We start from the raw sequence: 25,669 nt of genomic DNA on the forward strand, positions 1-25,669 counted from the left end.
TCCTCATTTTTATTTGTGTATTGCCGCATTACAATCACTCTCCAGTCATTTAAATTATTACTATTATAATGTAATTTACATTTTTTGTAACGCTACAAAACGCCTTAATTTGGAAAAAATAAAAAGAAAACAAAATGCTTGCATTCTAAATCGATATAGATTATATTAATTGACATATCAACTATTGATACATCAAACATTTTTGATTTGGATGTAAAGGAGGGGTAATTTGACAAGTTCATGCTCAAAAGAAGCAATAATTTTATATAAATTACACTTCCTCAATAAAGAAGTAAGTTCGAAGTTTGAAGGGTGTACGGGTATGAGTCAATCTAGACTAGAGCTTATACTTCAGTTATATGAAGTAGATGAAATTAGTCAAAAAGCACTTCAGCAAGAAGTGAATATTGATAATGCCGCGATTACGAGGCATTTAAAACAGCTGGAAGCAAATGGAATGATTACAAGACGTAAAAATCCAGATGATAACAGAATTACGTTAGTTTCTCTTACAGAAGAGGGACGAAATAAAATTCAAGTGTATCAAGAGGAAAAAGAGCGTTTCGCAACATCTGCATTTAAAGGATTAAGTGAAGAAGAACGCGATAATCTTTTAACAATGCTAGACCGCATTCAAGAAAACATAAAAGAATTATAAAAAAGGGAGAATACAACTATGACTAATTCAGTAAAAACAAATGATTTTAACGAAATTTTAACAGGACGTCGTTCAATTCGTAAGTACGATCCTTCAGTGAAAATTAGCAAAGAAGAAATGACAGAAATTCTTACAGAGGCAACACTTGCACCATCTTCAGTAAACATGCAACCATGGAGATTCTTAGTTATTGAAAGTGACGAAGCAAAAGCAACACTGGCGCCACTTGCGAAATTTAATCAATCTCAAGTAGAAACATCTTCAGCAATGATCGCTGTATTTGGTGATTTAAATAACTTTGATAATGCAGAAGAAATTTACGGTACAGCAGTTGAGCGCGGACTTATGCCAGCTGAAGTAAAAGAAGACCAAATGAAAAAACTTTCAGGTTACTTCTCAATGGTTACACCAGAAGTAATGAAAGATACTGTACTAATTGACGGTGGTCTTGTAGCAATGCAATTTATGTTAGCAGCACGTGCTCACGGCTATGATACTTGCCCAATTGGTGGATTTGAAAAAGACCAAATCGCAGAAGCTTTCGGATTAGACAAAGAGCGTCACGTACCAGTTATGTTAATTTCAATCGGAAAAGCTGCTGACAGTGGTTATCCATCAGTACGTCTTCCAGTTGAAAAAGTTGCTGAGTGGAAGTAATTTTATAAAAAAAACAGAAATAAGTGAGATATGAGAGGGGAAACACCATGATTATTATTCACGCAATATTTCAAGTAGATCCAGCAAAACAACAATCGTTTTTAGAAGAAATTCAGCCATTACTTCATGGTTCAAGAGAAGAAAGTGGAAATGTATCTTACGATTTATATAAAGATACTGAAAAAGAAAGTGTTTATACGATGGTAGAAGTATGGAAAGATGAAGCAGCAGTTGCGAGTCATAATACGAGTGAACACTTCACATCTTTCGTTAGTAAAGCATCACAGTTTTTAAATGCTCCGCTTGATATAAAAGCTTATAATGGAACGTTAGTAAAATAATATGGTTATAGAAGATGACTTTGGCGTATGCTGAGGTCATCTTTTTTATTTTGATAGGAATATATTTACTTCTAACGTGATGTGTTATAATTTGGAAAATAAATATTCTTAATTTTAAAAATATTTTAAGGGTGGAAGTGAAATATATGAACATATTAAAGAAAATCACTAACAATATTTCAAAGGTCATTATAGGGAAAAATGAATCGATTGAACTAGCAGCTATAGCTCTTATAGCAAGAGGACATATTTTATTAGAAGATGTACCTGGGACGGGGAAAACAACATTAGCGAAAAGTTTGGCTAAAAGTGTGGACGCTAAGTTCCAAAGAATTCAATTTACAGCTGATACTTTGCCTGGAGATGTTATTGGACTCGAATATTTTGATGTGAAGGAATCGGATTTTAAAACGAGGTTAGGGCCTATTTTTGCAAATATAGTATTAGTAGATGAAATTAATCGAGCTGTACCGAGAACACAATCTTCGTTACTTGAAGTTATGGAAGAACGTACTGTTACAATTGCGAAGCAGACACATTCTTTACCAGAACCTTTTTTAGTTATTGCAACGCAAAATCCTCTTGAATCGGCTGGTACATTTCCTTTACCTGATGCTCAATTAGACCGATTTTTACTTACTATACGCCAAGGTTACCCTACGAGAGAAGCGGAAAAGGAAATGATGAATCGGTTCCAAACGAATGATCCATTAGAAACGCTGCATTCTATTATTTCGAGTGAAGAAATAATAAATATACAAAAACGTGCAAGGGAAGTGTTAGTAGGGAGTGATGTGCAAGATTATCTTCTTGAAATCATTGAAGCAACTCGTAAGCATGAGCTAATTGAAATTGGTGTAAGTCCTCGGGGCACATTGGCATTTATGAGAGCGATTCAAGCACGAGCGATATTAAATGAAAGAGATTATTGTACGCCAGATGATATAAAACTACTAGCTGCATCCGTTTGTGCTCATCGGTTAACGTTAACGATTGAAGGTGAGATGAAAACGACGAAAGAACAAATTATGAAAGAAATTCTTCATACGATTAGTGTGCCAGTGGAGAATGTACGATGAATCAACAGCTTGTGTATACACCGTTAGCGGAGCCTTTCGTAATAGGAGTTATGTCAGTTGTAGCCGTTATTTTATGTGTATTTTCAAGTAATCTACTCATATTATCTCTCGTATTTTTGTATTTAATTTTAATAGGCGCTACACATATATATATTCGGAAAGTATCTCGCGTTAACTGGAAATACAATCAAGGTAATTCGAACGTTTTTATAGGTGAAATAAATATGTGCAAATTGAAAATTTCAAACAAGTCGATATTTCCTATTTTCAATATCGTATTTCGATTTAAATGTGAAAACAAGCTAACTTGGAATCATGATGAACTAAACAAAAATCATAGTACAGGTTCAAATTATTATTTGAATTTCAATATAAAAGGAGGAGAGGCAGTTTCATTTGATTTGCAAGCTGTAGCTTTAAAAAGAGGAATCGCGAAATGGGAAGAAGTTGAAATTGTTATTACTGATCCCTTTGGATTCATAACGAAACATATAACATATAAACAAGTTGATACGCCGTCCTATTTAGTTTTACCAGCCGTTCCGAAAATACAAGTTCCTGAATTACAAGAATGGTCACGCGGATTTCGAAAAGCGATGTCTTCTCCGCTATATGATGAAACGAAAGTAATGGGAGTGAAGTCTTATGAAAATGAAGATTTTCGTTCTATCCATTGGGGTGCAACAGCAAAAACAGGGATGATAACTGCGAAAAAATACGAACGAACACAATCTGATAAATATGCGATTTATCTCAATTTACAAAATAAAAGTGGCGTTTCTTTACGAAATGATATTGAAGAGCTTATTGAATTAACGGCAGGCATATGCAAACAACTGCTCATGCAAGATTGTTCATTTGAGTTATGGATTAACAGTGTGAAAGGTAACGGATTGTTACATGTAAAGAACGGGGATAATCGGAAACATTTGCAAAATGTATTAAAGGTACTTGCCTCAATATCGGATCAAGATACGCCTGTATCATCTTCTTATTTTTATACAGCAGGATTTCGTCGTAAGGAATTGGATGCAGTTCCTTTAATTCTTGGTACTTCACCTAGGGAATACAGTAGAACGAATAAATGGATTGTAATTAAAGAATAAGAAGGGATTCATGTCATGTTGAATAAAAAGCGGCATATGAAAGTGAAGTTTTGGAGTGTAAGAGCTTTAATCATACTATTCTTTGCGGTTAGTGCGATAACGTTATCACAAGGTGTTGTGCATGTACAAGACATAGTAAAAGAGCGTTTTTTTAGTGAAAAGAAATCTGAAAAAATTTATAAGGAAACAATAAACAATGAAAATAATGAAGATTATGGCACACCTTTGGAAAAGACAAAAGTAGGAGATAAAGGGATAAGAACAAAAACGGATAGTAAAATGCCAGCTTTCGAAAGGAAAAGTTCATGGGGGGATGTATTTTCTGTGCTCTCAAGCTCATGGATCAGTATAGCTTTTTATGTGATTATTGTAATGTCAATTATATATTCCATCTACAAGTACATTAGGAAAAGGTTGACGAAAACTGAAATAATACAGGAGAAAGAATCGGTCACAAAGCAAACTGTGGTAAGAACCACAAAGGATGAAAAAGTCATTGATCAGTCAGAAAAGTCATTGCCTGCAGATACGATAAGGAAAAAGTTAGTTGAATGGGAAAGAACTTTACCATTTCACGAACAGCGAAGGCCCTATGAAACGATGCAACAATGGCTGAAAAGAATTTGTAGAACGATAGACATTATTCCAATATACGAGTCTGTCCGATATGGTGAAAAGACGTATACGGAGTTAGATATTAAGAAGACTATGCGGTGGATAGAGCGGGATGGAAAAGGGGGACATGAATAGCAGAATATGCTATATCAAAATAAAAAAGATGGCTGAGTTAATCTAAATATAAAAATTATATAAGTAAATAAAATTAGCTGCAAATTAATTTTATTTACTTATATTTAATTGCATGTTAATGTATACTTAATTTTTTAATATCTCTACCAATGGAAAAAGAATATACAAGCTATATGGAACTCTTTGTAGAGTATTGCTTCTTTAATTGTTCATGAGTGTATCTTTGTTTTATTAATATAGAATGAAAAAAGGATGCATTAGAGCTAAACGATTAATGGGTAGCATGTTAATAAAAAATTACATGAGTTTAGTAAAAACTTATAATTTATTTTTAAGGGTGTGAAAATATAATGAAACCGGTATTGAAAAGCATACTTATTTCCTTTGCTTTTTCTGCAGTAGGGATGTGTTGGTTGCTGTTCATGTTATTTAGAGGAGGCGGAGACTGGTTATTGTCTTGGATAGGGGTATTAATGGCATATTTATCTTTATACACTTTAATAGATTTATATTGTAAAAATACATACGAAAAAACATTAAATATAGTGCTTATAAAATCAACAGTTACTACCTTTAGTTTTGGAGTATTAGGAATCATATTTGGTATAATACACGAGCTATTAACACCATGGAGTCTCAGTTTAATGGTTTGGTATTGGCTGCTAACTCTACTTTTATTTTTAACGACCATAATATTATTAGCTATTTTAGTATTTGTAAATCGTAAAGATCAAAATTTCCCCGGGGTATATAGATTACTTATACTTCTAAGTTTACTTCTTACGTTAGGACCAGTATTGTGGCCACTATTTCTTACTATTCTTGGAAATGGTATGAATGCTAGTGCAGGATGGTAAAAGTGGATATAGATTAGTAGTTTAAAGAAGTGAATGAAATAAAAAGTTGATATAGGGTTTTAAGTATGTAAGAGAACGTGTTTTGATAAATTGAAAACACGTTCTTTTTTTATTGTTAATCTTAATATGCACTCCTGAAATTTATAAGATAATTCGATTGGGAAAAAGATATGTTACTGGAACAAACATATATGTACCTTTGAAACGAACACAATTAATGAATCATCTTAAAAATAATAAAGACGAGGTGAAATGAAAATAAGGGCAGTTAAGTCGCTGTCCTTATTTTATATGCCCTTTTTATTTTCATGCATAGCTCTTTCTCAGTTTATCGTATCAAAATCTGAACGTAAGTATTTCGTAAGGAATGGATAAGAAAAAAGAGAGTTTTATCATATAGGATTAAAGTATAACTTGAATTAATCCGATATTAATAGAGGAGAGGGAGCCTTATGAAAAAATGTAATTCAATTAAGTTAGCAAGTTTGGCAGTTTTATTAGCGGGTACTACTCTATTCACACCAGGTTTTACTGTGAAAGCAGAGTCTGTTCAAAATTTATCTAGTCCGTCACAATCACATGATCAAAAGAATCGGAATGGTTGGAAACAAGTAATGCAGGAAACAGTACAGCTTGGAACCCCAGGAATATTAGCGAAGACGTCTAACAATGGAAAGATTAGTAGTTATACTGCTGGCGTCGCGGATTTAAGTACAAAGCAACCGATAAAATCAGAATATCGCTTTCGGATTGGTAGTGTGACCAAGACTTTTACAGCTACGACTGTACTTCAATTAGTAGGAGAAAATCGCATACAACTAGACGATCCAATTGAAAAGTGGCTACCGGGCCTCATTCAAGGAAATGGGTATGATGGCAATCAAATTACGATACGTCAACTTTTAAATCATACGAGTGGTATAGCTGAATATTTAAAGTCAAAAGACGCTGACATAATGAATTCGAAAAAAACGTATACAGCAGAAGAAATAGTGAAAATAGGACTTTCTCTACCTCCAGATTTTTCACCAGGTAAGGGATGGTTGTATTCAAACACAGGATACGTCATATTGGGAATGCTTATTGAAAAAATAACTGGAAATAGTTATGCGGAAGAAATTGAAAAGCGAATTATTGAGCCTTTGGATCTGTCAAATACGTTTTTACCAGGGAATTCACCCGTAATTCCAGGTAAGAATCATGCTCGTGGGTATATGAAAATTGATGAAACAAGTGAGTTGAAAGACATGACGTATTATAATCCGAGTTTAGCTAATTCAGCTGGAGATATGATTTCTAATGCGGACGATCTAAATAAATTCTTTTCATTTTTACTTGGTGGTAAGTTACTGAAAGAACGTGAGCTAAAAGAAATGCTTACTACAGTTCCTATAGAAGGAAAAGGTGTTGGTGATGGATATGGCCTTGGGATCTATGAGACTAAACTTCCAAACGGTGTTTCAGTTTGGGGTCACGGAGGGGCAATTCCTGGATTTACAACTTTTGTTGGCGGAGTAATGGGAGGCAAACATACATTAGCTGCCAATATTAACTCTTTAGGTGCGATGGATGTTTTTACACAGTTTAATAAAATGATGCAAATTGAATTTAAGAAATAGATGAAAAGAAAGCGAATGGAATACTGCTTTAGTTGTAAATAAAAGAGATGCTTTTTAATTTCGCAAATAAGGGCAGTATTAGCATTCATGGTATGGCAGCAATCAAGTATATGTAGAACATAAATACGGATACAAGTGTAATTCAATCTTATAGTCTAGTATAAAAAAGATGTCAGTTGCATGATATCTTTTTTATTTTGGATCAAAGAGATATATTATGAATTTTGAAAATTGTTATTTTTGTAATTATTCCATATAATAAAGGGTATAGGGGATATACAGGGGAGTTATGAATGGATAATACTTTAGTTAGTTAATTATTTTTATTTTAATAAATAAAAGTAAATTGATGTGGAGTGAAATACATTGGGACAAAATCAGTTTAGATGGAGTAACACACAATTACGAGAGCATGTTGAAGTAATAGATGGCACAAGAAGCCCGCACATTTTATTCAAGAATGCAACATATTTAAATTCCTATATGCGCGAGTGGGTGCAAGCAAATATTTGGATCTATGATGACCGCATTATATATGTAGGAGAAAAACTACCAGAGCAACTACATGAATGTGAAGTGATTGATTGTGATGGAAAGTATGTAGTTCCTAGTTACATTGAACCGCATGCACATCCATATCAATTGTATAATCCAGAAACTTTAGCAAATCATGCGATGCAATTTGGGACAACGACGTTTATTAATGATAATTTAACTTTATTTTTTACCTTACAACGTGAAGATGCATTTCGTGTATTAGATGAATTTGAAAAGATTCCAGCAAGTATGTATTGGTGGTGTCGTTTTGATGGACAAACTGAATTGCAAAACGGGGAATCTTTATTTAATCGTGAAGAAATAATAGAGTGGCTAAAGCATAAAGCGGTTCTTCAAGGCGGCGAGCTAACGGCGTGGCCAAAGTTATTACATGGCGATGATGAAATGTTACATTGGGTGCAGGAAACGAAACGATTACATAAAAAGGTGGAAGGGCATTTCCCAGGAGCATCTGAAACGACTTTAGCGAAGTTAAAACTGTTAGGTACAGATTGTGATCATGAAGCGATGACGGGGCAGGAAGCATTAACACGTCTTATGCAAGGTTACACCGTTTCTCTTAGAAACTCTTCTATCCGTCCAGATTTAGAAGTTTTACTGAAAGAATTGCTGGAATTAGGTGTCAAGCACTTTGATAGATTCATGTTTACAACAGATGGTTCACATCCGTCATTTTATGAAAACGGAATGACGAATAGGATGATAGAAATCGCGATAAAGCAAGGAATACCAGTAATTGATGCCTATAATATGGCAAGCTATAACATTGCTCGTTATTATAATATGGAGCATTTACACGGCGCGATCGCGACAGGAAGAATTGCAAATATTAATATTTTGGAAAGTAAAGAAAACCCGATTCCAATAAGTGTAATTGCAAAGGGTAAGTGGATGAAGCGTGACGGAATAAACAAAAATGCATCATTACATATAGACTGGAGTAAATTCAAAGTAACTCCATTATCATTAGACTGGTCTTTAAAGAAAGAAGATATGATTTTTTCTGAAACAACAGGTATAAAATTATTAAATGATGTTATTTCAAAACCATATGTAACTGAAATCGACTTAAACGGTGAGGAACTTTCTCTAGATCATGATGAGTGTTTCCTTATGATGATTGCTCGTGATGGTACTTGGCGAGTGAATACAGTTGTAAAAGGCTTTGCAAATAAATTAGGAGGCCTTGTTAGCTCATATTCCGGTACAGGTGACATCATCCTCATTGGAAAGAGTAAAGAAGATATGCTTACAGCTTTTCATAGGGTAAAAGAGCTTGGCGGGGGAATGGTAATAGTTGAAAAGAATGAAGTATTACACGAAATAGCATTACCATTGCTCGGGATTATGTCTAATTTAAAAATGAGTGAATTAATACAGGAAGAAAAACAGATGGTGAAATTATTGCAAGAGCGTGGCTACGCGTATGACGATCCGGCATTTACGATTTTATTCTTTTCTGCGACGCACTTGCCTTTTATACGAGTAACGCCTATAGGATTATATGATGTGAAAAGTAGTAAGGTACTTGCTTCGCCGATGAAACTGATAAATCAATATTAAAAGGAAAGGTCCTATAAAAAGTCTATTTTATAGGACCTTTCTCATTCTTAGCATAAGAATATCCTAAGCCTCAAATAATATAGTATCTAAATCATTTGAGGTGATACTTAAATATGAAAAAACTATTGTATGTTTTAAGTGTATTTATTTTGTGCGTATCTATACAGCATGTGGTACATTCTCAGTCAAATGCACCAAGGTTATCTTCGGATTGTCTGGAAGAAAGTAAAATTCGTGATGAAAAGTATGTGAAAAACATTATGAATGACATTATATCTACATTTGATTTAAAGATTGATGAAAATAGTTTTTGGGAAATTAGTAAAAGAGACCTAGAGGCTGCGCATTTGATGTATGGTGGAAGGGAAAATGATTCTTATTATAATTCGCTAACTAAAGTTTATGATAGTGGTGGATATAGAGGAGAGCCTAGATTATTTGTGAAGGCGCAAGAAGCATTTTTACTTTATAAAGAAATTGACGATACTAATGTAATGAAACGCTTAAACCTTGAAAAAGGGGAATGGATTGTTACCGAAACGAAAAAGAAGCAAGGGAAAATCGTGGAATACAGACCATTACAATGTGAAAAAGATTATCTGGAAAAAAGAAATGAGTACCATAATATGAAATGAGATAACGAAAATCTTGAAGGGGAAAGATTTCGTTAATAAATGTACATTGGTCGATAGAAATCACGAGTAAGTTCGCAAAAAAACGTCATTTTAATCATTAAAAATGACGTTTTTTATATTCTTAAAGCCTTTGCATCGTACTCTCAATCCTCTTTGCCAAATCAGCTGACACTTCATGGAAATACCCTAAAACTACCTTTCTTATATCATCGGAGATAACTTTCAAATCACTAGCTAAGTTTTCGGCAAGATGTTCTTTTTCTATCGGTTGTAACTTCGCATAAAATTCACCAGGCTGCCCAAAGTCGTCTTTCTTAGTTATAGAAGCTCTTTCAAGTTTTCCTTCAACGTATCTTCCGTCACCGCTAGTTGTTTGATTAGCAGGTGTCCAATTTTGCTGTTGGTTGATCGCTATTTTACGAAATTCAGGTCCAATTCTTCTTCTTTGAGAATCACTATAAATGTTAGCACGACCTTGTAGCATTTTATCATCTGATAGTTCTGCACCGTCTAGTAAATTAGAAGGGGAGAAAGCGACTTTTTCTACTTGTTCTTTATAGTTTTCAGGATTTTTATTTAATACCATTTTGCCTACTGGTATAAGAGGATACTCCTTTTCATCCCATACTTTTGTATCATCTAAAGGGTCATAAGAAAGGTGTGTTTCATCTTTAGGATCCATGAGCTGGACATATAAACCATATTCCACTGCTTTACCAGCCTCAATTGCATCGTATAAATCTTTCCCGCTATAATCAGGGTTTTCGGCAGCTAGTTTATTTGCTTCCTCACTAGTAATGAATTGCACACCTTCAAATGGATACCAATGATACTTTACGTACTTTCGATAACCGTGAGCATTTCTCCAAACATATGTATTTACACTATGTCCTGGAATGTGGCGAAGACTTTTTGCCGTACCAGCATCAGAGTATAAACGGACAACAAAATGAATGGATTCGGGTGCTCTAGCGACAAAACTCCAAAATCTATCAGGGTCTATTAAGTTATTTTTAGGTGAAGGCAACAACGCATTAATAGTTTCAGGGAAACGCATCGGATCACGAACAGAAAAGACAGGAAGGTGATTACATAAAAGATCAAATACGCCTTCTTTTGTATAAAATTTTGTAGCAAAACCGCGTACATTTCTAGCAGTATCAGGTGTTCCTTTCGTACTAACCGCTAATGAAAATCGCACCATAACAGGAATTTTCTCATTAGAATTTTGTAAAAAGCTTAGTTTTGTATGTTCAGACATCGGATATATCGTTTGAAAATAACCGAATGCACCAAATCCTTTTGCATGAACAGGTCTTTCTAAAATTTTTTCATGGATAAATTCTTGTAACGCCTCGTGCAGTACATTATCTTGCTTTAAAATAGGTCCACGTGAACCAACTGTTTGAGAGTGAAGTATAGCTGGTTCAGTAAGTTCTCGATTGCTATTAAAGTATTCTCCTAATAAAGACTCCTTCTGTTTATCATGTTTTTCATTCATCGACATAGCCTCCAAAATTTTTTCGTTGATTGTTACTAAATATGATTCTTTAGCCTCAATTATGTATTACATACGAAGTTCAAATTTATAACATACCGCTAGATGAAAAAAACGCACATATAGTGGACCTGTTGAAATAGAAGAAATTATGAAAAAATGAATATCGGAAAGAGAAATAACACGTTTTAGAAAACCACAATTAAAATTTCAATCTTAAAAATGAATTTATACATGATTTTATAGAGAATGAACATAAATAAACAGGGAAAATAACTAGGAGGAATTTAAAATGTCGGATTGGTTTCAATTAGATAAAGAATATATGATGCCTACGTATTGTCGTACGAAGGTTGCGATAGAAAGAGGAGAAGGGTGCAAGCTTTATGATGTGGATGGTAAAGAGTATGTAGATTTATTTTCTGGTGTCGGAGTGAACGTATTAGGGTATAATCACCCGAAAATCGTGCAAACGACAATGGAACAAGTTACGAAATCTCTGCATCTCCCATTTCATTTTTTAAACCCAGTTGCGATTGAGTATGCAAAGAAATTAGTTGATTGCTCTTTAAAAAATGGAAAAGTCTTTTTTACAAACTCTGGTACGGAAGCGACAGAAACAACGTTGAAATTAATTGATAAATATAGAGCGAATACGCATGAGGAACGTGAAGGAATCGTAGTGCTGAAGAATAGCTTCCACGGGCGTACGTTAGGGGCACTTCATTTTACGAGACAAGAAAGTGTATATCAAAATTTCCCTAAAACATCGATTCCTGTATATGAAGTAGAGCGCGAGAATATAGAGCAATTAGAAGAAACAATTGTTAAAGAAAATCCAATTGCGATTATGCTAGAGCCTGTATTAGGTAGCGGGGGGATATACCCTTTATCGGGTGAATATTTACATGGTGTTCAAAACTTATGTGATAAATATAATGTCATTCTTATCGTTGATGAAGTTCAAAGTGGTATGGGGAGAACTGGTAAACTATTTGCTTATCAAAATTTCAATATTACACCGGATATTATTCAAATTGGTAAGGGAGCAGGAGGCGGGATACCGCTTGGCGGAATTATTGTAGGTGAAAAATTATGTGATGTATTTGCACCAGGAGATCACGGTACAACGTTTGCGCATTCTTCAATGGGAACGGCTTTAGGGTTAACGGTTTTAAATACATTGATTGACGATGGTTTAATGCAAGAAGCGTATGAAACATCACACTATCTAAATGATAAATTGCAAGAAATTCAGAAAGAAAATTCTTATTATATTCAGGAAGTACGTCATGCTGGAATGATGTTTGGAATTAGTTTGAATGATAAGAATGAAAATGTTAAGAAATTACAGGTGGAGCTAATGAAGAAAGGAATGTTAGTTGATGTTACACAAGGGAACATCATCCGTTTACTTCCTCCATATATAATTACTAAAGAAGAAATTGATGCATTTATTTATGAGTTTATCTCCTGTATTCATAGCTTATCAGCTATAGCGAGTGTTTAAAAAACTTTATAAAAAAGCACCTTATTTTTAATTCAAATAGGAAGAAAATAGGGGTGGAAAAAATAAATTTACGTATTAAAATAAAAAGCTGAAAAAGGTACTCGTATAGCGCCTTCTTCAGCTTTTTAAAATAGTAAATTACTTAATCTAGGAAGCATCTCGTTGGACAAATAATTAATTATGTGAAACAATAATAACAGATAAGGAGACGTTGCTTTTCCTTAAGTGCTTCGTATTGAATTTATTCTAGTAAGAGAAGGTGTGCTTAAAGAAGTTAAATTAAATAAGGGGCTGTTTTACTATATGCAACAAAATAATGATTTGAATTTTGAACCTCAAGACGTTAATATTGTCAATCCTAAACAAGCCAGGAAAGCAGTTATTGCTACTGGTATAGGGAATGCAATGGAGTGGTTTGACTTTGGATTATACGCGTATTTAGCGGTAATATTAAGTCAACTATTCTTCTCAGGTGTGGATAATAGTGGTTTGCAACTTGTACTTACATTTGGTACATTTGCAGCGGCCTTTCTCGTTCGACCAATCGGAGGTATTTTCTTTGGTAGAATAGGAGATAAGTATGGCCGAAAGATTGTTTTAAGTACAACTATTATTTTAATGGCACTTTCTACATTATTCATCGCATTACTACCAACCTATGAACAAATTGGTGTATGGGCACCAATACTACTTTTAATTGCTCGAATGATTCAAGGCTTCTCTACAGGCGGCGAATATTCAGGAGCAATGGTTTATATCGCAGAATCTTCTCCAGATAAAAAGCGTGGTATACTCGGTAGTGGTCTTGAAATTGGAACACTCTCAGGTTACATTGCTGCCTCGGTAATTGTTACCATTTTAACGTTATTATTAACAGATGAGCAAATGCTCAGCTGGGGATGGCGTATTCCTTTCTTAATTGCTGCACCAATTGGTTTGGTCGGTTTATATTTACGACGTCATTTAGATGAATCTCCAATCTTTCAAGAGATGGAAAAAGCACAAGAGGAATCTGAAGACAACGAACAATTTTCATTTATGGATATATTAAAATATCACAAAAAAGACTTCTTATTAAGCACAGTAATTGTTGCCTTCTTTAACATTACAAACTATATGATCCTTTCGTATATTCCTTCTTATTTAACACAAGTACTAAAAGTCAAAGAAACAACGGGCTTATTAATTATTTCAATTACGATGGCACTTATGATTCCACTAGCACTTTATTTCGGTAAATTAAGTGATAAAGTAGGTAATAAACGCGTAGTACAAATTGGTTTACTCGGTTTAGCATTATGTTCAATTCCAGCATTTTTATTAATTGGTAACGGACATATTGTAGCCATGTTTGCGGGTATTTTCATTTTAGGTTTCTTCCTTAGTGTATATGAAGGAACATTGCCTTCGTTATTACCAGCACTCTTTTTCACAGATGTACGTTATCGTGCGCTTTCTATCTCCTTTAATATTTCTGTATCTATATTCGGTGGTACAACGCCGCTTGTATGTTCATACTTAGTTCATGCTACTGGTAATCCACTGGCACCAGCATTTTATTTAACAGGTGTAAGTGTAATTGGATTAATTGTGTTTAGTGTACTGTTTGTCACAACATCAGGACGTGCACTAAAAGGTTCTTATCCTACTGTAGAATCGAAAAAAGAAGCACATCAAATTGCTAAAGAGGATCCTGAAGAAACACTTTGGTGGCATGAAGAATCTTTAGAAATTGAAGCAGGAAAAAAAGCATAATTTGTGAAAAGCAACGTGGACTTTTACACAAAAAGACTCCTAGTTTAATAGGAGTCTTTTTGTATACATCATTTTCTCTTCTTCTTCAAACTCTTCTGATACGCATAAAGCTTATGAACCTCTTCCTTAAATTCATGCAGAAGTACAGTGTTTTCACCATTTGAATAACGCACTGCATTATACGCGTCTATAATAATATGACTCTGAATATTTACCTCTTCTTCATCATTAATTCTCTCTAGCCAAGCTTCAACAGTTTCTCCTCGTTCTCGGTTTAAAGGAGGAGATAGCTTACTCTCGAGTTTGAAAATTTCTTTTCGAATTTCATTATGTGGTGGTTTATTTCGTTTGAACCGTTTTTGGCTAATGCCTTCTTTATCAGTAATGATTGTAGATTCAAAGACAGGCATATTTGGTAAACTTAAATGTTTTCGTTTTTTTACTATTTTCCAAACGACGTAAATAGCGATGGCTGTACATGCTATTATTGTAATGCTATTTATGAGAGTTGGATCAAAAGGACGCTGCCCCAGGTCCTCTTTAATTTGAGGATCTTTTAAATTTCCTTTATTCGACCAAAAGTCGTCTGTATCTTTTAATGCAGCTGCCGAGAACAATGGATTTAAAGCATAACCAAATCCTAAGGCAACTACTTGTATGATATAAGAAAAAAGAAGCCGAATATAAGGAAATACCGGAATAAGTAAAGCGCTAATTATTCCAATCGTAATAATAGAAGTGAAACGTAATAGCTGTTGATTACGATTGGAACCTGTTAACCAAAATGTAATCATAATGTGTAAAGTTAATAGTAACAATTTCCACAATGGTGGAAAGGGGGCATAAAATATAGCTGAAACGACAAACCATACAATACCGCCTAACGATTTTTGTACTGGATATCCCGGTCCAACAGAGTGTACGATAAAGAAAAACAGTGGTAATAATATTGTGCCTAAAATAGAGAAAGGTAGAAATAAAGAACAACCGATTATTTGAATAACTAACAGTAGTACAAAACCTGTCGTTTTTTTCTTCATAAATTTATGAATAAGAAATACTCCTACATAACCGGTCACTAAAAATATAGCAATACCAATGAGTTCATCTCTTTCCGTTAATAATGAAAGAAGGAGGAGCAGAATAAAGTCATTAACGTGATAGAGCCAAGTTTTCAAGCTTTTCCACCATCCCTTCATTATTAATGAGGAACGTAGGCTGAGATAGAAGAGGGAGCTCCTTTTTCTGCAAACCAATGTATATCATTGTAGATGAGCGTTCCCTTTTTCTCGTTACATAGTGAAGAAATCCTTGTTTCGGAAGTAATGTACTATCATCTGAAATACGTGCTAATTCTTCTAACGCTTTGGCGTAATGTGTTTGTCCTTCGTTTAATGGTAAAAGCAAAGGGCCACCTTCTGCTAAAACGCTAATAAATAACTCAAACGGAATTTGATGCTTCGTTGCGAATTGACAAATGTACGTTGTAAATGAAATAAGGTCTTCTACATTCTCTTTCCAACCAAACCCACGATCAGCAGCTAAAGAAAGACAAATTGTCCAACTATAATTTTTTACAGGTTCATATTGTTTAGCTTGTAACGCCTGCATTTTAGCAGATGCTTTCCAATGAATAGAGCGGAAAGATTCACGTTCATATCGTTTAACACCGATAATGGATGTTTCATCATTGTAAAAAGAGAAATTCGTTCGATACGAACCTGTTAATAGTTGCTGAAGTTCTTGTAAACCGGCTACCTCTTTAGGAGAAGGGTACACAATAATTTCAGCCTTTAACTTATCGAAAACAGGTAAATGTACAGTTAAAAGATGAAAAGGATCTTTTAAAACACATTCGAACTGTTCAATTTGAAACACACCACGCTTCGTTGCGGTTAATGTTAAATCCCATTTTTGTGCTGAATGAGCAGGTTGTGAAAATGGGAAAGAAAATAACGTTTTCGATATTTGTTCAATCCCTTGATCCTTATGCGGTATAAGAGATGAATTTAAATGAAAATAACAAACGCCGTTAACAAGTGGTATGTTTGCACCATTTTTTAAATGAATATAAAATTGTCCAGATTCATCTGGGAAAAGCCGAGTTGTTTGTTTCTCATTTATAATTTGAAATTTTTTCTCTAAGTAAGCGACATATTTATAAATGAAAATCGCAAATAAATAGTAGAAGAAAAAGAGAAACATAATAATTCGTTGCGGCAGAAAAAACGTAAATAGTATAGCACCTGGCACAGTTAATTGAATAATATGGAGTTGAAAAAATAAAGGTACAGTTACAACGCGCTGTCCATTCATGCTTGTTCAATCTCCACGGGTACGTCCACTTCTTTTAAAATCCTTTGCATTAATTCATTTTTTGTCGTACGTAAAGCTCCTTCCATCGATAAGACGATACGGTGATTCCAAACGGAAGGAACTAAAAATTGTATATCTTCAGGTGTGCAATATTCTCTGCCGCGTAAAAAGGCTAGTGCTTGAACGGCACGTACTAAAGCTAATGTAGCACGCGGGCTTACACCGTTAGCAATGTAATCATGATTTCTTGTAGCGTGAGCAAGCTTAATAATGTAATGTTCTAACGGTTCTGATACGAAAATTTCTTTCACTTGTTTCTGTGCTTCTAAAATGTCTTCTAAAGAAATGACAGATGTGACGCTTTCTAACGGTGCATTGTTACGAAAACGGCGCATCATTTTTAATTCATCTTCAGGAGACGGATAACCAATTGAAATCGTCATTAAAAAGCGATCAAGTTGTGCATCTGGAAGAGGGAAAGTTCCTTGTGATTCAATCGGGTTTTGCGTCGCAATAACAAAGAACGGTTTCGGAAGAGGAGTAGACTGCTTTTCAAGCGTTACTTGTCGTTCTTCCATCGCTTCTAACAAACTAGATTGTGTTCTCGGCATCGCGCGGTTAATTTCATCTGCGAGTAGTATATTTGTCATAACTGGTCCAAGTCTTAATTCGAATTCACTAGTTTTTGGATTGAAATATTCAATACCTGTTACATCACTCGGAAGTACATCAGGGGTAAATTGAACGCGAGAAAAATTACCACCAATGCTTTTAGAAATTGTTTTTGCTAGTAATGTTTTTCCAGTACCAGGTACGTCTTCAAGAAGTACATGTCCATCAGCAAGCAGTGAAACGAGGAGTAAATCAATTACATTTTCCTTACCGACAAAAACAGATCCTATGTTTTCTTTTAATTTATTTATCATATGTATCATTCCTTTCAAAATAAAAATGGATATTTCTATATTTTAACAAATTATTCAGAAAATTGGTATGATTTTTTAATCCGAAGAAATAGATATTTAATTTTAATATTACACTTGCATATTTTGGAATATGATTATGCAATATCGTTATACGATGTATCGTAAGTCGATATATCATGAAGCGATGTATCGGAGGTAGTTATAATGAATGCGAAAGCGCAAAAATACATTCCATTAACTGAGGCGACATATTACATATTGTTGTCACTTGTAAAGCCAATGCATGGTTATGGAATTATGCAAATGGTAGAAGAGATGACAAATGGGGAAGTAAAACTCGGTCCTGGTACTTTATATGGGAATACGACGAAGTTATTAAAAGAGAAATTGATTGTTGAAGTTGCCTCTACAGACAGAAAGAAGTGCTATGAGTTAACACCGTTTGGGAGAGAAGTGTTAGAGCTAGAGTATAACAGACTGCAGAGATCTGTAAGGAATGGAAACAGTATATTAGGGGAGTGAATGGAAGATGGAGACAAAGAAGATATTCAAACCTTTCGCGGTATGGAGCTTAGAAAAAGAAGAAGCTTTTTTACGGGATATGCACCAACAAGGCTGGGCATTACAAAAATATAATATAATGTATACGTTTCAGAAAACTAAGCCGAAAGATGTAGTATATAAAGCGGATTTTAGATTGGATTATAAAGATTCAATGGAAAAACAAAAAGAATATATTGAAATATATGAAATGTGTGGATGGAAACATGTAACGAGTTTTGCAAAGTGGAATTATTTTTGTAAAGATGTAGAAGAGGAAAAAGAGTTGCCTGATATTTATTCAGAAAAGGAAACGAAGGTACAAAAAATGAAGGAATTACTACAATTTTTTGCCTTTATTTCAATAACTATATTACCCTCAATGTATAACGCATTTTTAAGTTCAACAGAATCAAGAGTGCCAATTTGGGCGAAAGTTATGCTGGGGTTTGTTGGTTGTATGTATATGTATCTCTTTATAAGGCTCTCTTGGAAAATTAAGAAATTGAAAAGCGAAATATTATAATAAAGAGTGGATTTTAAAAGAAGATGATTATCGGAATCATCTTCTTTAATTTTTATGTAATTCTATTTTGTTCACTCTTTTTTACATAATAAAAAACTATATATTTAAGGCATAGAACTAACAGTTACAAAGATAATACCAGTGATAATACCTAAAAAAATCATAAATGATGAAGAAACGATTAATAATAATGAACTACCAATTAAGACTATTTTATTAGATTTTTGATGTTTAAAGTGGTAATAAAGTAAAAAGCCGCAAACAGTAGAAACAATCCATATAGCTAGACCGTAAGGAGCTGTTATCTTCTTCCAATCGAAAATCCAAAAGTAAAAAATACCTATGTGACAAGTTAATAGTAGAAATGTAGATGGAATCATTAACTTTTTATTTAAAATCATTAATTTCACCTCTCTTATGTAAATATTACCAAAAGAGTGTGGGGTTGAAAATATAATATGGAAGTGAATAAGGATTTCACTTAAAGAAACTACGAGATGAGTAAGAGATATTTCTAAATCAATTTCCATTTGCATGGGAATTTAAATGGAAAAAGAACCATATAAAATTATGAAGGGAGGAGAGTCATAAAATGCAGAGAATGAACAATTATTTTCGTGCTCGTGCGAGTATGGTATACATGATGACTAATAATGAAGTAATGAATCACATTGTTGCTTTTCATATGGATACGAATGGAATGCTCACCTTTGTGGGTTCTTACCGAACTTACGGAAGAGGTACTGGTATAAAGGAAGTTTCTACAGAAACGGCAAACGATGGTATAGATCCTCTAGCATCACAAGGTTCTCTGACTTTGTCCCGTGATGGTCGGTTCCTATTTGCAGTTAACGCAGGCAGCCATAGTATCAGTAGTTTTATCATAGCAGATAACGGGGTGCCGACTTTCGTGGATGTAAAGTCATCAGGAGGTGCTCAGCCCAATAGCATTGGTGTGTATGGTAATCTTCTCTATGTCTCCAATGTAGGTAATGCTGCAAACAATTTTGCATCAAATATTACTGGATTTCACATAGATGATAAGGGAAACCTTACACTTATTCCAGGATCCACTCATGCTCTCAGTACCTTTAATGCTCAGCCCGCACAAGTTCTCTTCACCCCGGATGGTAGTAAAATTGTTGTCTCCGAGCTTACATCAAACCATCTCAGTGTCTTCCATGTAAATAAAGATGGTACGGTTACAGGACCAATTGTTAATGATTCTTACGGTAAAGGCCCATTGGGTGCTTACTTTCTATCGTCCGGAATTCTCTTAGTTACAGAAGCAGTTTCAAATGCGTTGTCATCTTATTCCTTGAGCAATGACGGTACTCTTCATGTAATCAGCGGCTCTGTACAAAACGGATATAAAACTGCCTGTTGGGTTATAACAACGAAGGATGAACGTTTTGCCTACACTACGAACACTTTAAGTGGCACCATCTCCACCTACCAAATCGCCCCCAATGGAGTAGTGTCAGTAGTAAGGCATATTACTAGTACACCGCCGGGGACGGCACCGGGTCTTCCGATGGATGTTGGAGTGAGTAAAGATGGACGACATTTTTACACCCTTAATGGAAATCAGGGTACAGTGTCAGTATTTAATATTCAAAGTGATGGTAGTCTAGTAAGGTTGCAGGTTGTTGCTTCATCAAATTTTCCTTACTTTGGGTCGCAAGGCTTAGCTGTTCTTTGATTCTATTGGGCCGCTATATTTGTGTGGAAAAGAAAAATATATGACGGTGTATGAATAGTAGACATGTAGATGAATTAGAAACCTTTGATTAAACAGCAATTGTCCACCTTGCTTATGTAAAATGGAAAAACCCCCTATAGAAAATTGATAGGGGGTAGGGAAATGTTTAAGAGAAAGACTGATTTTGAGCCGGTTTAATAAATTGCTCTGGGTTTTCAACAAGCCCGCATACAGCACATTGGACGCGGTAAGTAGGTCCTTGATAAGCCATATGAAAAGCGTTCATCGTTTCATTTGTGTATTCTTCTTCTACTTGACCAGTTTGCGGATTTAATTTTACTGGTTTTACTTGTTGCTCAAGAATATTAAAGCGAGTTCGGTTCGTTTTACAACTTGGACATAGCATTGGTTCCATATGTATACACCTCCATTTGTAGCATTTCTTAAGCGGTATGATTTTATGCAAGTAAAAAAACTTTCTCAACATAAATAGGTATTTATTATATTTAAAATTCAGAAAAAATAAAATATAATATAATAAATGTAAGAACTGGTTATGTCCAAACCAAATCTCCTGTTTTATGCCAATAAGCTGGGGGGCCGAGAAATCGGCCTCATTTTTTTGTGCTCATCTCAATAAGGTACAAGGTTTTTAAAAACATTTGTCGAATTTTTAAAGGTGAAGGTTAAGGGGGAATAATTATGAACTTAAAAATGAAATACATTATTTTATATGTAGAAAAGTTTGAGCAATGTCTTCAGTTTTATAAAGAAATTTTAAGATTGCCAATAAGAGCAGAGCACGGTACATATATTGAATTTGAAACAGGAGCAACAGTTTTAGCGATGAATACACGAGAGGATGTTAAGGAGTTAACGGGACTACCTCTTACAGAAGGTGTACTACAATCTTCTCATTTTGAGTTAGGGTTTGTTGTAGAAGATGTAAAGGGAACGATTGAGAAATTAAAAGAACAAGGGGTTAAAGTTCTAGTTGAGCCAATCGTAAAACCGTGGGGACAAACAATTGCTTACATTGCCGATCCAGACGGTAATTATATTGAAATTTGTAGTTCATTAGAATAGAAGGAGAAAAAGAGGATGGGGTTTCCAAAATTAGAGACAGAACGTTTACTATTAAGAGAACTTACACTGTTAGATGCAGAAACGATGTTCCATTATTTTTCAAAAGAATCCGTTATTCGTTATTTTGGGATGGATGCTTTCGAAAATATTGAGCAAGCGAAAACGACAATTCAAACGTTTAGAAAGCGTAATGAAGAGGGAAGCGTATTTCGCTGGGGAATAGAGAAGAAAGGAACGGATCAATTAATTGGTACGTGTGGGTTTCATTTAATTAACAATCATCATAAACGAGCTGAAATTGGTTATGAGCTAGATGATACGCATTGGGGGCAAGGATACGCAACCGAAGCACTGCAAGCAATGTTAGCTTACGGATTTGAAACGTTGCAATTTATAAGAATTGCAGCTGTCGTATATATAGAAAATGAAGCTTCCCGTAATTTATTGACAAAAGTCGGATTTCAAGAAGAAGGATTACTTCGAAAATATATGATTCAAAATGATGTTGCTCATGACACGGTCGTTTATTCATTATTAAAAGAAGAGTGGCAAAAGTAATGAGCACAAATGAAATAATGAAAGTTATTAAGGAACATAAAGATGAACGATTTATACTAGGTATAGATGGACTAAGTCGTTCGGGTAAAACAACATTGGTTAAAAAATTAGAAGAAAATATGAAACGAAATGGAATCTCGTTTCATATTTTTCATATTGATGATCACATTACCGAGCGTAACGAGCGATATAATACTGGATTTGAAGAGTGGTATGAGTACTACAACCTTCAATGGGATATTGATTGGTTGCTGCGAAACTTTTTTCAAAAGTTGCAAAGCGATATTGAATTAGAATTACCTTTTTATCATGATGAAACAGACTCATGTGAAATGAAAGAAATACAGCTTCCTTTAGTAGGTGTAATAATTATAGAAGGCGTTTTTCTTCAGCGAAAAGAATGGAGAGATTTCTTTCATTATATGGTGTATTTGGATTGTTCAAGAGAGACAAGGTTTCTACGTGAAAGTCCAGAAACGCAGAAGAACCTTTCAAAATTTCAAAGTAGGTATTGGAAAGCTGAGGAGCATTATTTGGAAGCAGAATCGCCGAGGGATAGGGCGGATTTAGTTATTTAGTGATTAGAAAATAGAAGGGTGAATGAAATGAATATTTTGTGGGACTTTGATGGGACGTTATTTGATACGTATCCGGTATATACAAAAATTCTTTCTCAAGTTTTAGGGAAGGAAATAAGTGAAGAGGAAATCTATACAAAGTTAAAGGTTTCATTTTCTCACACAATTGATTATTATAAAATATCTAAAAAACAATTAAGTGAAATTGATGTATTAGAGAGTCGCATTATGATAGAAGATATAAAACCATTTGAAAAAGTGGAAGAGGTATTAAAGTTTGCCGATAAAAATGTAATTATGACTCATAAAGATAGAGCGGGGGTATTATCTATATTAAATCATTACGGCTGGGAGAAATACTTCGTAGACATGGTTACAATTGACGATGGTTTCCCCCGAAAACCGAACACTTTATCTTATGATCATTTGCATAAAAAGCACAGTATTGATTTAGCTATTGGTGATAGAGAATTAGATTTATTACCTGCAAAAGAATTAGGTATTTCAACATGTATGTTTCAAGGGAATTGTGATGTAGCGGATTATTCTTTATCGCATTACTCGGAATTTTTTAACGTAGTGATTGATAGAGAGGTTATTTTATAAATAATTCAAATAAAACCTTTACTTTTTGCTTGAAAGTAGAGGTTATTTTCTATGCTTTATAAAAAATATAGAAAATTAATACTTTCTAGTACTTAGGAGGAGATTGGTATAACGATTTGAATTATATAGTTATAGATAAATTTATAGATGAAAAGATTTCAATAAAGCGAGTGATCACATGAGTATTTTCATTTTAGAAGATGATGTCATACAAGCACAGCAAATGAAGCGGCTAGTTGAAGAGATTTGTGAGGAGTATATGTTGCCTTTTGATTTTATAGAGGTAACTAGTAAAAGTGAAAACATCATTACTAACATTCCTAAGGCGAAGTATATCCCAATCTATTTTTTAGATATAGAGATAAAAAGAGAAGAACATAAAGGGTTACAAGTGGCACAAGAGATACGAAAGTATGATACGCAAGGAATTATTGTGTTTGTAACGACGCATTCTGAATTTGCACCTATTTCATATCAATACATGGTATCAGCTTTAACTTTTATTGATAAAGGGTTGCCATACGAGGAGAGGTGTAACGTTTTTGAACAATGTTTACTCCAATATGAAGCGCGTAATAAGCATATTATTCCATCTGATGATTTTATCGTTGAAAATAGTAATGCGACTGTGCGGGTTCCGTTTCATGAAGTTGAATATGTTATGACTGATGAACCACATCGTTTAGCATTAGTGACGTTAGATCGTATCGTTTATTTTTATGGAACATTAAAGGAGATAGAAATAATAGATGAACGTTTATTTCGTTGTCATCAATCATATATCGTGAATACGAAGCAAATGTCTTATTACGATGCGAAGCAAAAAATGATAGTTTTAAAAAGCGGGAAACGTATTCCAGTATCACGTCGTTTATTGAGTAAAGTACGTAACATATTAAAGGGTGAGATGTAATGTATATTTATGATTTATTTGCAATACTGCTTACTAGTATAAGCCATACGTTTTTATACATTCAATTAATCCGGTACAATAGATTGTCATATAGAATGTTAATAGCTTTAAGTGCAGTATTCATTATTTTACTGGCTATTGTCGTAACAGTAACGAGATACCCAGAGTTGAATAGTACTATTGTGTTATTTTTAATAAGTTTAGGATTAATGCAAAATGAATTGAAATTTAAGCATAATGTATATTTTGCACTAGTGAGTATGGTGATTATAACGTTAGTGAAAATGTTGCTATTTGATTTAGGAATGAAAATCTTTATGTTAACAACATTCAATTTATATTTATGGACAGGTAGTATTATTCATCTTATCGTATCGACACTTACTTTTATCGGTATTTTTGTAGCTCGGAAAAGAATCCGAAAAATTGCTCAATATATAGTAGGTAGTCGGCTATACTATGTAACTTATATATTATTAATTGTTGGATTTATTATTGAACTAATTTTAACTCGGCCATCTTCTGCGTTTTTAGCAAAGTTAAATCAACAATACAGTGATGTAAGTTATATTTCAGCGATTATTGTATTTTTATTATTAGTCATCATAGTACTTATAAGTTCACATTTATCGAAAGCAAAGTTACAAGAAGAGCATGAAAAACGTTTAGATAAAGAGTTATTAGATTATGTGGAGAAATTAGAGGATATGCATGATGAGCTTGCTAGTTTCCGTCACGATTATATGAATGTATTACTATCGTTAGAAGAGGGAATACGCACGAAAAATGTGAAAGAAATTGAGCAAGTGTACTATGACGTTATAGCTCCTACGTTAAAAACAATAAATGATCATGAACTTGATCTTGCGAAATTATCTCGCATACATATTCCTGAAGTGAGAAGTGTATTGAGAGCGAAAGTTGGCACTGCCCAGCAACAACAAATAAAAGTAATGCTTGATATACCGGAGAAAATTGAAAGTGTTTCGATGACGATCATTTCATTTATTCGCATCATTTCAGTTTTAGTAGACAATGCAATTGAAGAGGCAGTACATAGTGAGGAAAAGATATTGCAAATCGCATTCTTTGAAATGGATTCACGACAATATTTTATTGTGCGTAATAGTTCAAAGGATGAAGCGATTGATTTGCAAAAAATTTATAAGAAAAACCATTCAAGTAAAGAAGGGGCTAGAGGATACGGGTTATTCTCATTAAAACGTATTATGAATAAAACAAATAATGCGACGTTAGAAACAACTTATGTAAGTCCTTATTTTACTCAAACATTCATATTAAAAGAGATGAAATGACCATCTATGATGAAAA

Annotated in this window: 27 protein-coding genes; 21 read left to right on the forward strand and 6 right to left on the reverse strand. The window is 34.0% G+C overall.

Features of this window, described 5'->3' with window-relative positions:
- Positions 1-229 precede the first annotated feature (229 nt).
- From ABH959_RS17600 to ABH959_RS17645, 10 genes are all read left to right on the forward strand, one after another.
- Complete coding sequence (locus tag ABH959_RS17600; protein WP_000204168.1) at positions 230-658, forward strand: MarR family winged helix-turn-helix transcriptional regulator; 429 nt, start codon at positions 230-232, stop codon at positions 656-658.
- An 18-nt stretch (positions 659-676) separates the two neighbouring features.
- Positions 677-1,315 (forward strand): nitroreductase family protein, encoded by a 639-nt coding sequence (locus ABH959_RS17605; protein ID WP_113937605.1) that lies wholly within the window; start codon positions 677-679, stop codon positions 1,313-1,315.
- Between the two features lie 47 nt (positions 1,316-1,362).
- Positions 1,363-1,656 (forward strand): putative quinol monooxygenase, encoded by a 294-nt coding sequence (locus tag ABH959_RS17610; protein WP_002142306.1) that lies wholly within the window; start codon positions 1,363-1,365, stop codon positions 1,654-1,656.
- A 146-nt stretch (positions 1,657-1,802) separates the two neighbouring features.
- Positions 1,803-2,735, forward strand: coding sequence for an AAA family ATPase (locus ABH959_RS17615; RefSeq protein WP_113937604.1), 933 nt, complete (start codon positions 1,803-1,805; stop codon positions 2,733-2,735).
- On the forward strand, positions 2,732-3,841 hold the full coding sequence (locus tag ABH959_RS17620; protein ID WP_404492980.1) for a DUF58 domain-containing protein: 1,110 nt from the start codon (positions 2,732-2,734) through the stop codon (positions 3,839-3,841). Before ABH959_RS17615 ends, ABH959_RS17620 begins: the two co-directional genes overlap by 4 nt.
- Before the next feature lie 15 nt (positions 3,842-3,856).
- Positions 3,857-4,591 (forward strand): signal peptidase II, encoded by a 735-nt coding sequence (locus ABH959_RS17625; protein WP_113937603.1) that lies wholly within the window; start codon positions 3,857-3,859, stop codon positions 4,589-4,591.
- 350 nt (positions 4,592-4,941) lie between these two features.
- Positions 4,942-5,448, forward strand: a complete 507-nt coding sequence (locus ABH959_RS17630; RefSeq protein WP_404492981.1) for a DUF3902 family protein — start codon at positions 4,942-4,944, stop codon at positions 5,446-5,448.
- A 452-nt stretch (positions 5,449-5,900) separates the two neighbouring features.
- Positions 5,901-7,067: a serine hydrolase domain-containing protein gene (locus ABH959_RS17635; protein WP_002137026.1), complete on the forward strand. Its 1,167-nt coding sequence runs from the start codon at positions 5,901-5,903 to the stop codon at positions 7,065-7,067.
- Positions 7,068-7,433: 366 nt separating this feature from the next.
- On the forward strand, positions 7,434-9,188 hold the full coding sequence (locus ABH959_RS17640) for an adenine deaminase C-terminal domain-containing protein (protein ID WP_113937600.1): 1,755 nt from the start codon (positions 7,434-7,436) through the stop codon (positions 9,186-9,188).
- 113 nt (positions 9,189-9,301) lie between these two features.
- Entirely contained in the window at positions 9,302-9,823 is a 522-nt protein-coding gene (locus ABH959_RS17645) for a hypothetical protein (RefSeq protein WP_113937599.1), read from the forward strand.
- Between the two features lie 121 nt (positions 9,824-9,944).
- Here the strand turns inward: ABH959_RS17645 and ABH959_RS17650 are convergent, their stop codons facing one another.
- The gene (locus ABH959_RS17650) at positions 9,945-11,324 is read right to left on the reverse strand and encodes a catalase (protein ID WP_113937598.1); all 1,380 of its coding nucleotides are present in this window, start codon (positions 11,322-11,324) and stop codon (positions 9,945-9,947) included.
- 289 nt (positions 11,325-11,613) lie between these two features.
- Between ABH959_RS17650 and ABH959_RS17655 the strand changes: the two genes are divergently transcribed.
- Positions 11,614-12,831, forward strand: coding sequence for an aspartate aminotransferase family protein (locus ABH959_RS17655; RefSeq protein WP_113937597.1), 1,218 nt, complete (start codon positions 11,614-11,616; stop codon positions 12,829-12,831).
- Between the two features lie 303 nt (positions 12,832-13,134).
- Positions 13,135-14,586 (forward strand): MFS transporter, encoded by a 1,452-nt coding sequence (locus ABH959_RS17660; protein ID WP_002084815.1) that lies wholly within the window; start codon positions 13,135-13,137, stop codon positions 14,584-14,586.
- Positions 14,587-14,654: 68 nt separating this feature from the next.
- On the opposite strand, the gene ABH959_RS17665 is transcribed toward ABH959_RS17660, so the two are convergent.
- Genes ABH959_RS17665 through ABH959_RS17675 form a run of 3 tightly spaced genes read right to left on the reverse strand, consistent with a single transcriptional unit; the run spans position 14,655 to position 17,828 of the window.
- Positions 14,655-15,764: a DUF4018 domain-containing protein gene (locus ABH959_RS17665; RefSeq protein ID WP_404492982.1), complete on the reverse strand. Its 1,110-nt coding sequence runs from the start codon at positions 15,762-15,764 to the stop codon at positions 14,655-14,657.
- Positions 15,739-16,902 carry a DUF58 domain-containing protein gene (locus tag ABH959_RS17670; RefSeq protein ID WP_404492983.1) on the reverse strand — a complete coding sequence of 388 codons (1,164 nt, stop codon included), beginning with the start codon at positions 16,900-16,902 and terminating at the stop codon, positions 15,739-15,741. Before ABH959_RS17670 ends, ABH959_RS17665 begins: the two co-directional genes overlap by 26 nt.
- Positions 16,899-17,828, reverse strand: a complete 930-nt coding sequence (locus ABH959_RS17675; RefSeq protein WP_012261180.1) for an AAA family ATPase — start codon at positions 17,826-17,828, stop codon at positions 16,899-16,901. The genes ABH959_RS17670 and ABH959_RS17675 overlap by 4 nt, the downstream gene beginning before the upstream one ends.
- Positions 17,829-18,032: 204 nt before the next feature.
- On the opposite strand from ABH959_RS17675, the gene ABH959_RS17680 reads away from it, so the two are divergent.
- Entirely contained in the window at positions 18,033-18,350 is a 318-nt protein-coding gene (locus ABH959_RS17680) for a PadR family transcriptional regulator (RefSeq protein WP_000991891.1), read from the forward strand.
- A gap of 7 nt (positions 18,351-18,357) precedes the next feature.
- Positions 18,358-18,894, forward strand: coding sequence for a DUF2812 domain-containing protein (locus ABH959_RS17685; protein ID WP_113937594.1), 537 nt, complete (start codon positions 18,358-18,360; stop codon positions 18,892-18,894).
- A gap of 104 nt (positions 18,895-18,998) precedes the next feature.
- Here ABH959_RS17685 and ABH959_RS17690 read toward each other — a convergent pair whose 3' ends face one another.
- Positions 18,999-19,295: a hypothetical protein gene (locus ABH959_RS17690; protein ID WP_113937593.1), complete on the reverse strand. Its 297-nt coding sequence runs from the start codon at positions 19,293-19,295 to the stop codon at positions 18,999-19,001.
- A gap of 191 nt (positions 19,296-19,486) precedes the next feature.
- Here ABH959_RS17690 and ABH959_RS17695 point away from each other — a divergent pair, with 191 nt between their 5' ends.
- On the forward strand, positions 19,487-20,596 hold the full coding sequence (locus ABH959_RS17695; protein WP_113937592.1) for a lactonase family protein: 1,110 nt from the start codon (positions 19,487-19,489) through the stop codon (positions 20,594-20,596).
- Positions 20,597-20,762: 166 nt separating this feature from the next.
- Here the strand turns inward: ABH959_RS17695 and ABH959_RS17700 are convergent, their stop codons facing one another.
- Positions 20,763-21,011 (reverse strand): hypothetical protein, encoded by a 249-nt coding sequence (locus ABH959_RS17700; protein ID WP_000433610.1) that lies wholly within the window; start codon positions 21,009-21,011, stop codon positions 20,763-20,765.
- A gap of 287 nt (positions 21,012-21,298) precedes the next feature.
- Here ABH959_RS17700 and ABH959_RS17705 point away from each other — a divergent pair, with 287 nt between their 5' ends.
- The 6 genes from ABH959_RS17705 to ABH959_RS17730 all read left to right on the forward strand — a co-directional run bounded on the left by ABH959_RS17705 (position 21,299) and on the right by ABH959_RS17730 (position 25,653).
- Positions 21,299-21,682 (forward strand): VOC family protein, encoded by a 384-nt coding sequence (locus ABH959_RS17705; protein WP_113937591.1) that lies wholly within the window; start codon positions 21,299-21,301, stop codon positions 21,680-21,682.
- 15 nt (positions 21,683-21,697) lie between these two features.
- Positions 21,698-22,240, forward strand: coding sequence for a GNAT family N-acetyltransferase (locus ABH959_RS17710; protein WP_113937590.1), 543 nt, complete (start codon positions 21,698-21,700; stop codon positions 22,238-22,240).
- Complete coding sequence (locus ABH959_RS17715; RefSeq protein WP_404492984.1) at positions 22,240-22,818, forward strand: kinase; 579 nt, start codon at positions 22,240-22,242, stop codon at positions 22,816-22,818. The genes ABH959_RS17710 and ABH959_RS17715 overlap by 1 nt, the downstream gene beginning before the upstream one ends.
- A gap of 27 nt (positions 22,819-22,845) precedes the next feature.
- On the forward strand, positions 22,846-23,424 hold the full coding sequence (locus tag ABH959_RS17720; RefSeq protein WP_113937588.1) for an HAD-IA family hydrolase: 579 nt from the start codon (positions 22,846-22,848) through the stop codon (positions 23,422-23,424).
- Between the two features lie 178 nt (positions 23,425-23,602).
- Positions 23,603-24,337 carry a response regulator transcription factor gene (locus tag ABH959_RS17725; RefSeq protein ID WP_113937587.1) on the forward strand — a complete coding sequence of 245 codons (735 nt, stop codon included), beginning with the start codon at positions 23,603-23,605 and terminating at the stop codon, positions 24,335-24,337.
- Positions 24,337-25,653, forward strand: coding sequence for a GHKL domain-containing protein (locus tag ABH959_RS17730; RefSeq protein WP_404492985.1), 1,317 nt, complete (start codon positions 24,337-24,339; stop codon positions 25,651-25,653). The genes ABH959_RS17725 and ABH959_RS17730 overlap by 1 nt, the downstream gene beginning before the upstream one ends.
- Positions 25,654-25,669: the final 16 nt, after the last annotated feature.

It is taken from the genome of Bacillus sp. RC51 (assembly GCF_044908115.1).
GTDB classification, from domain to species: Bacteria; Bacillota; Bacilli; order Bacillales; family Bacillaceae_G; genus Bacillus_A; species Bacillus_A mycoides.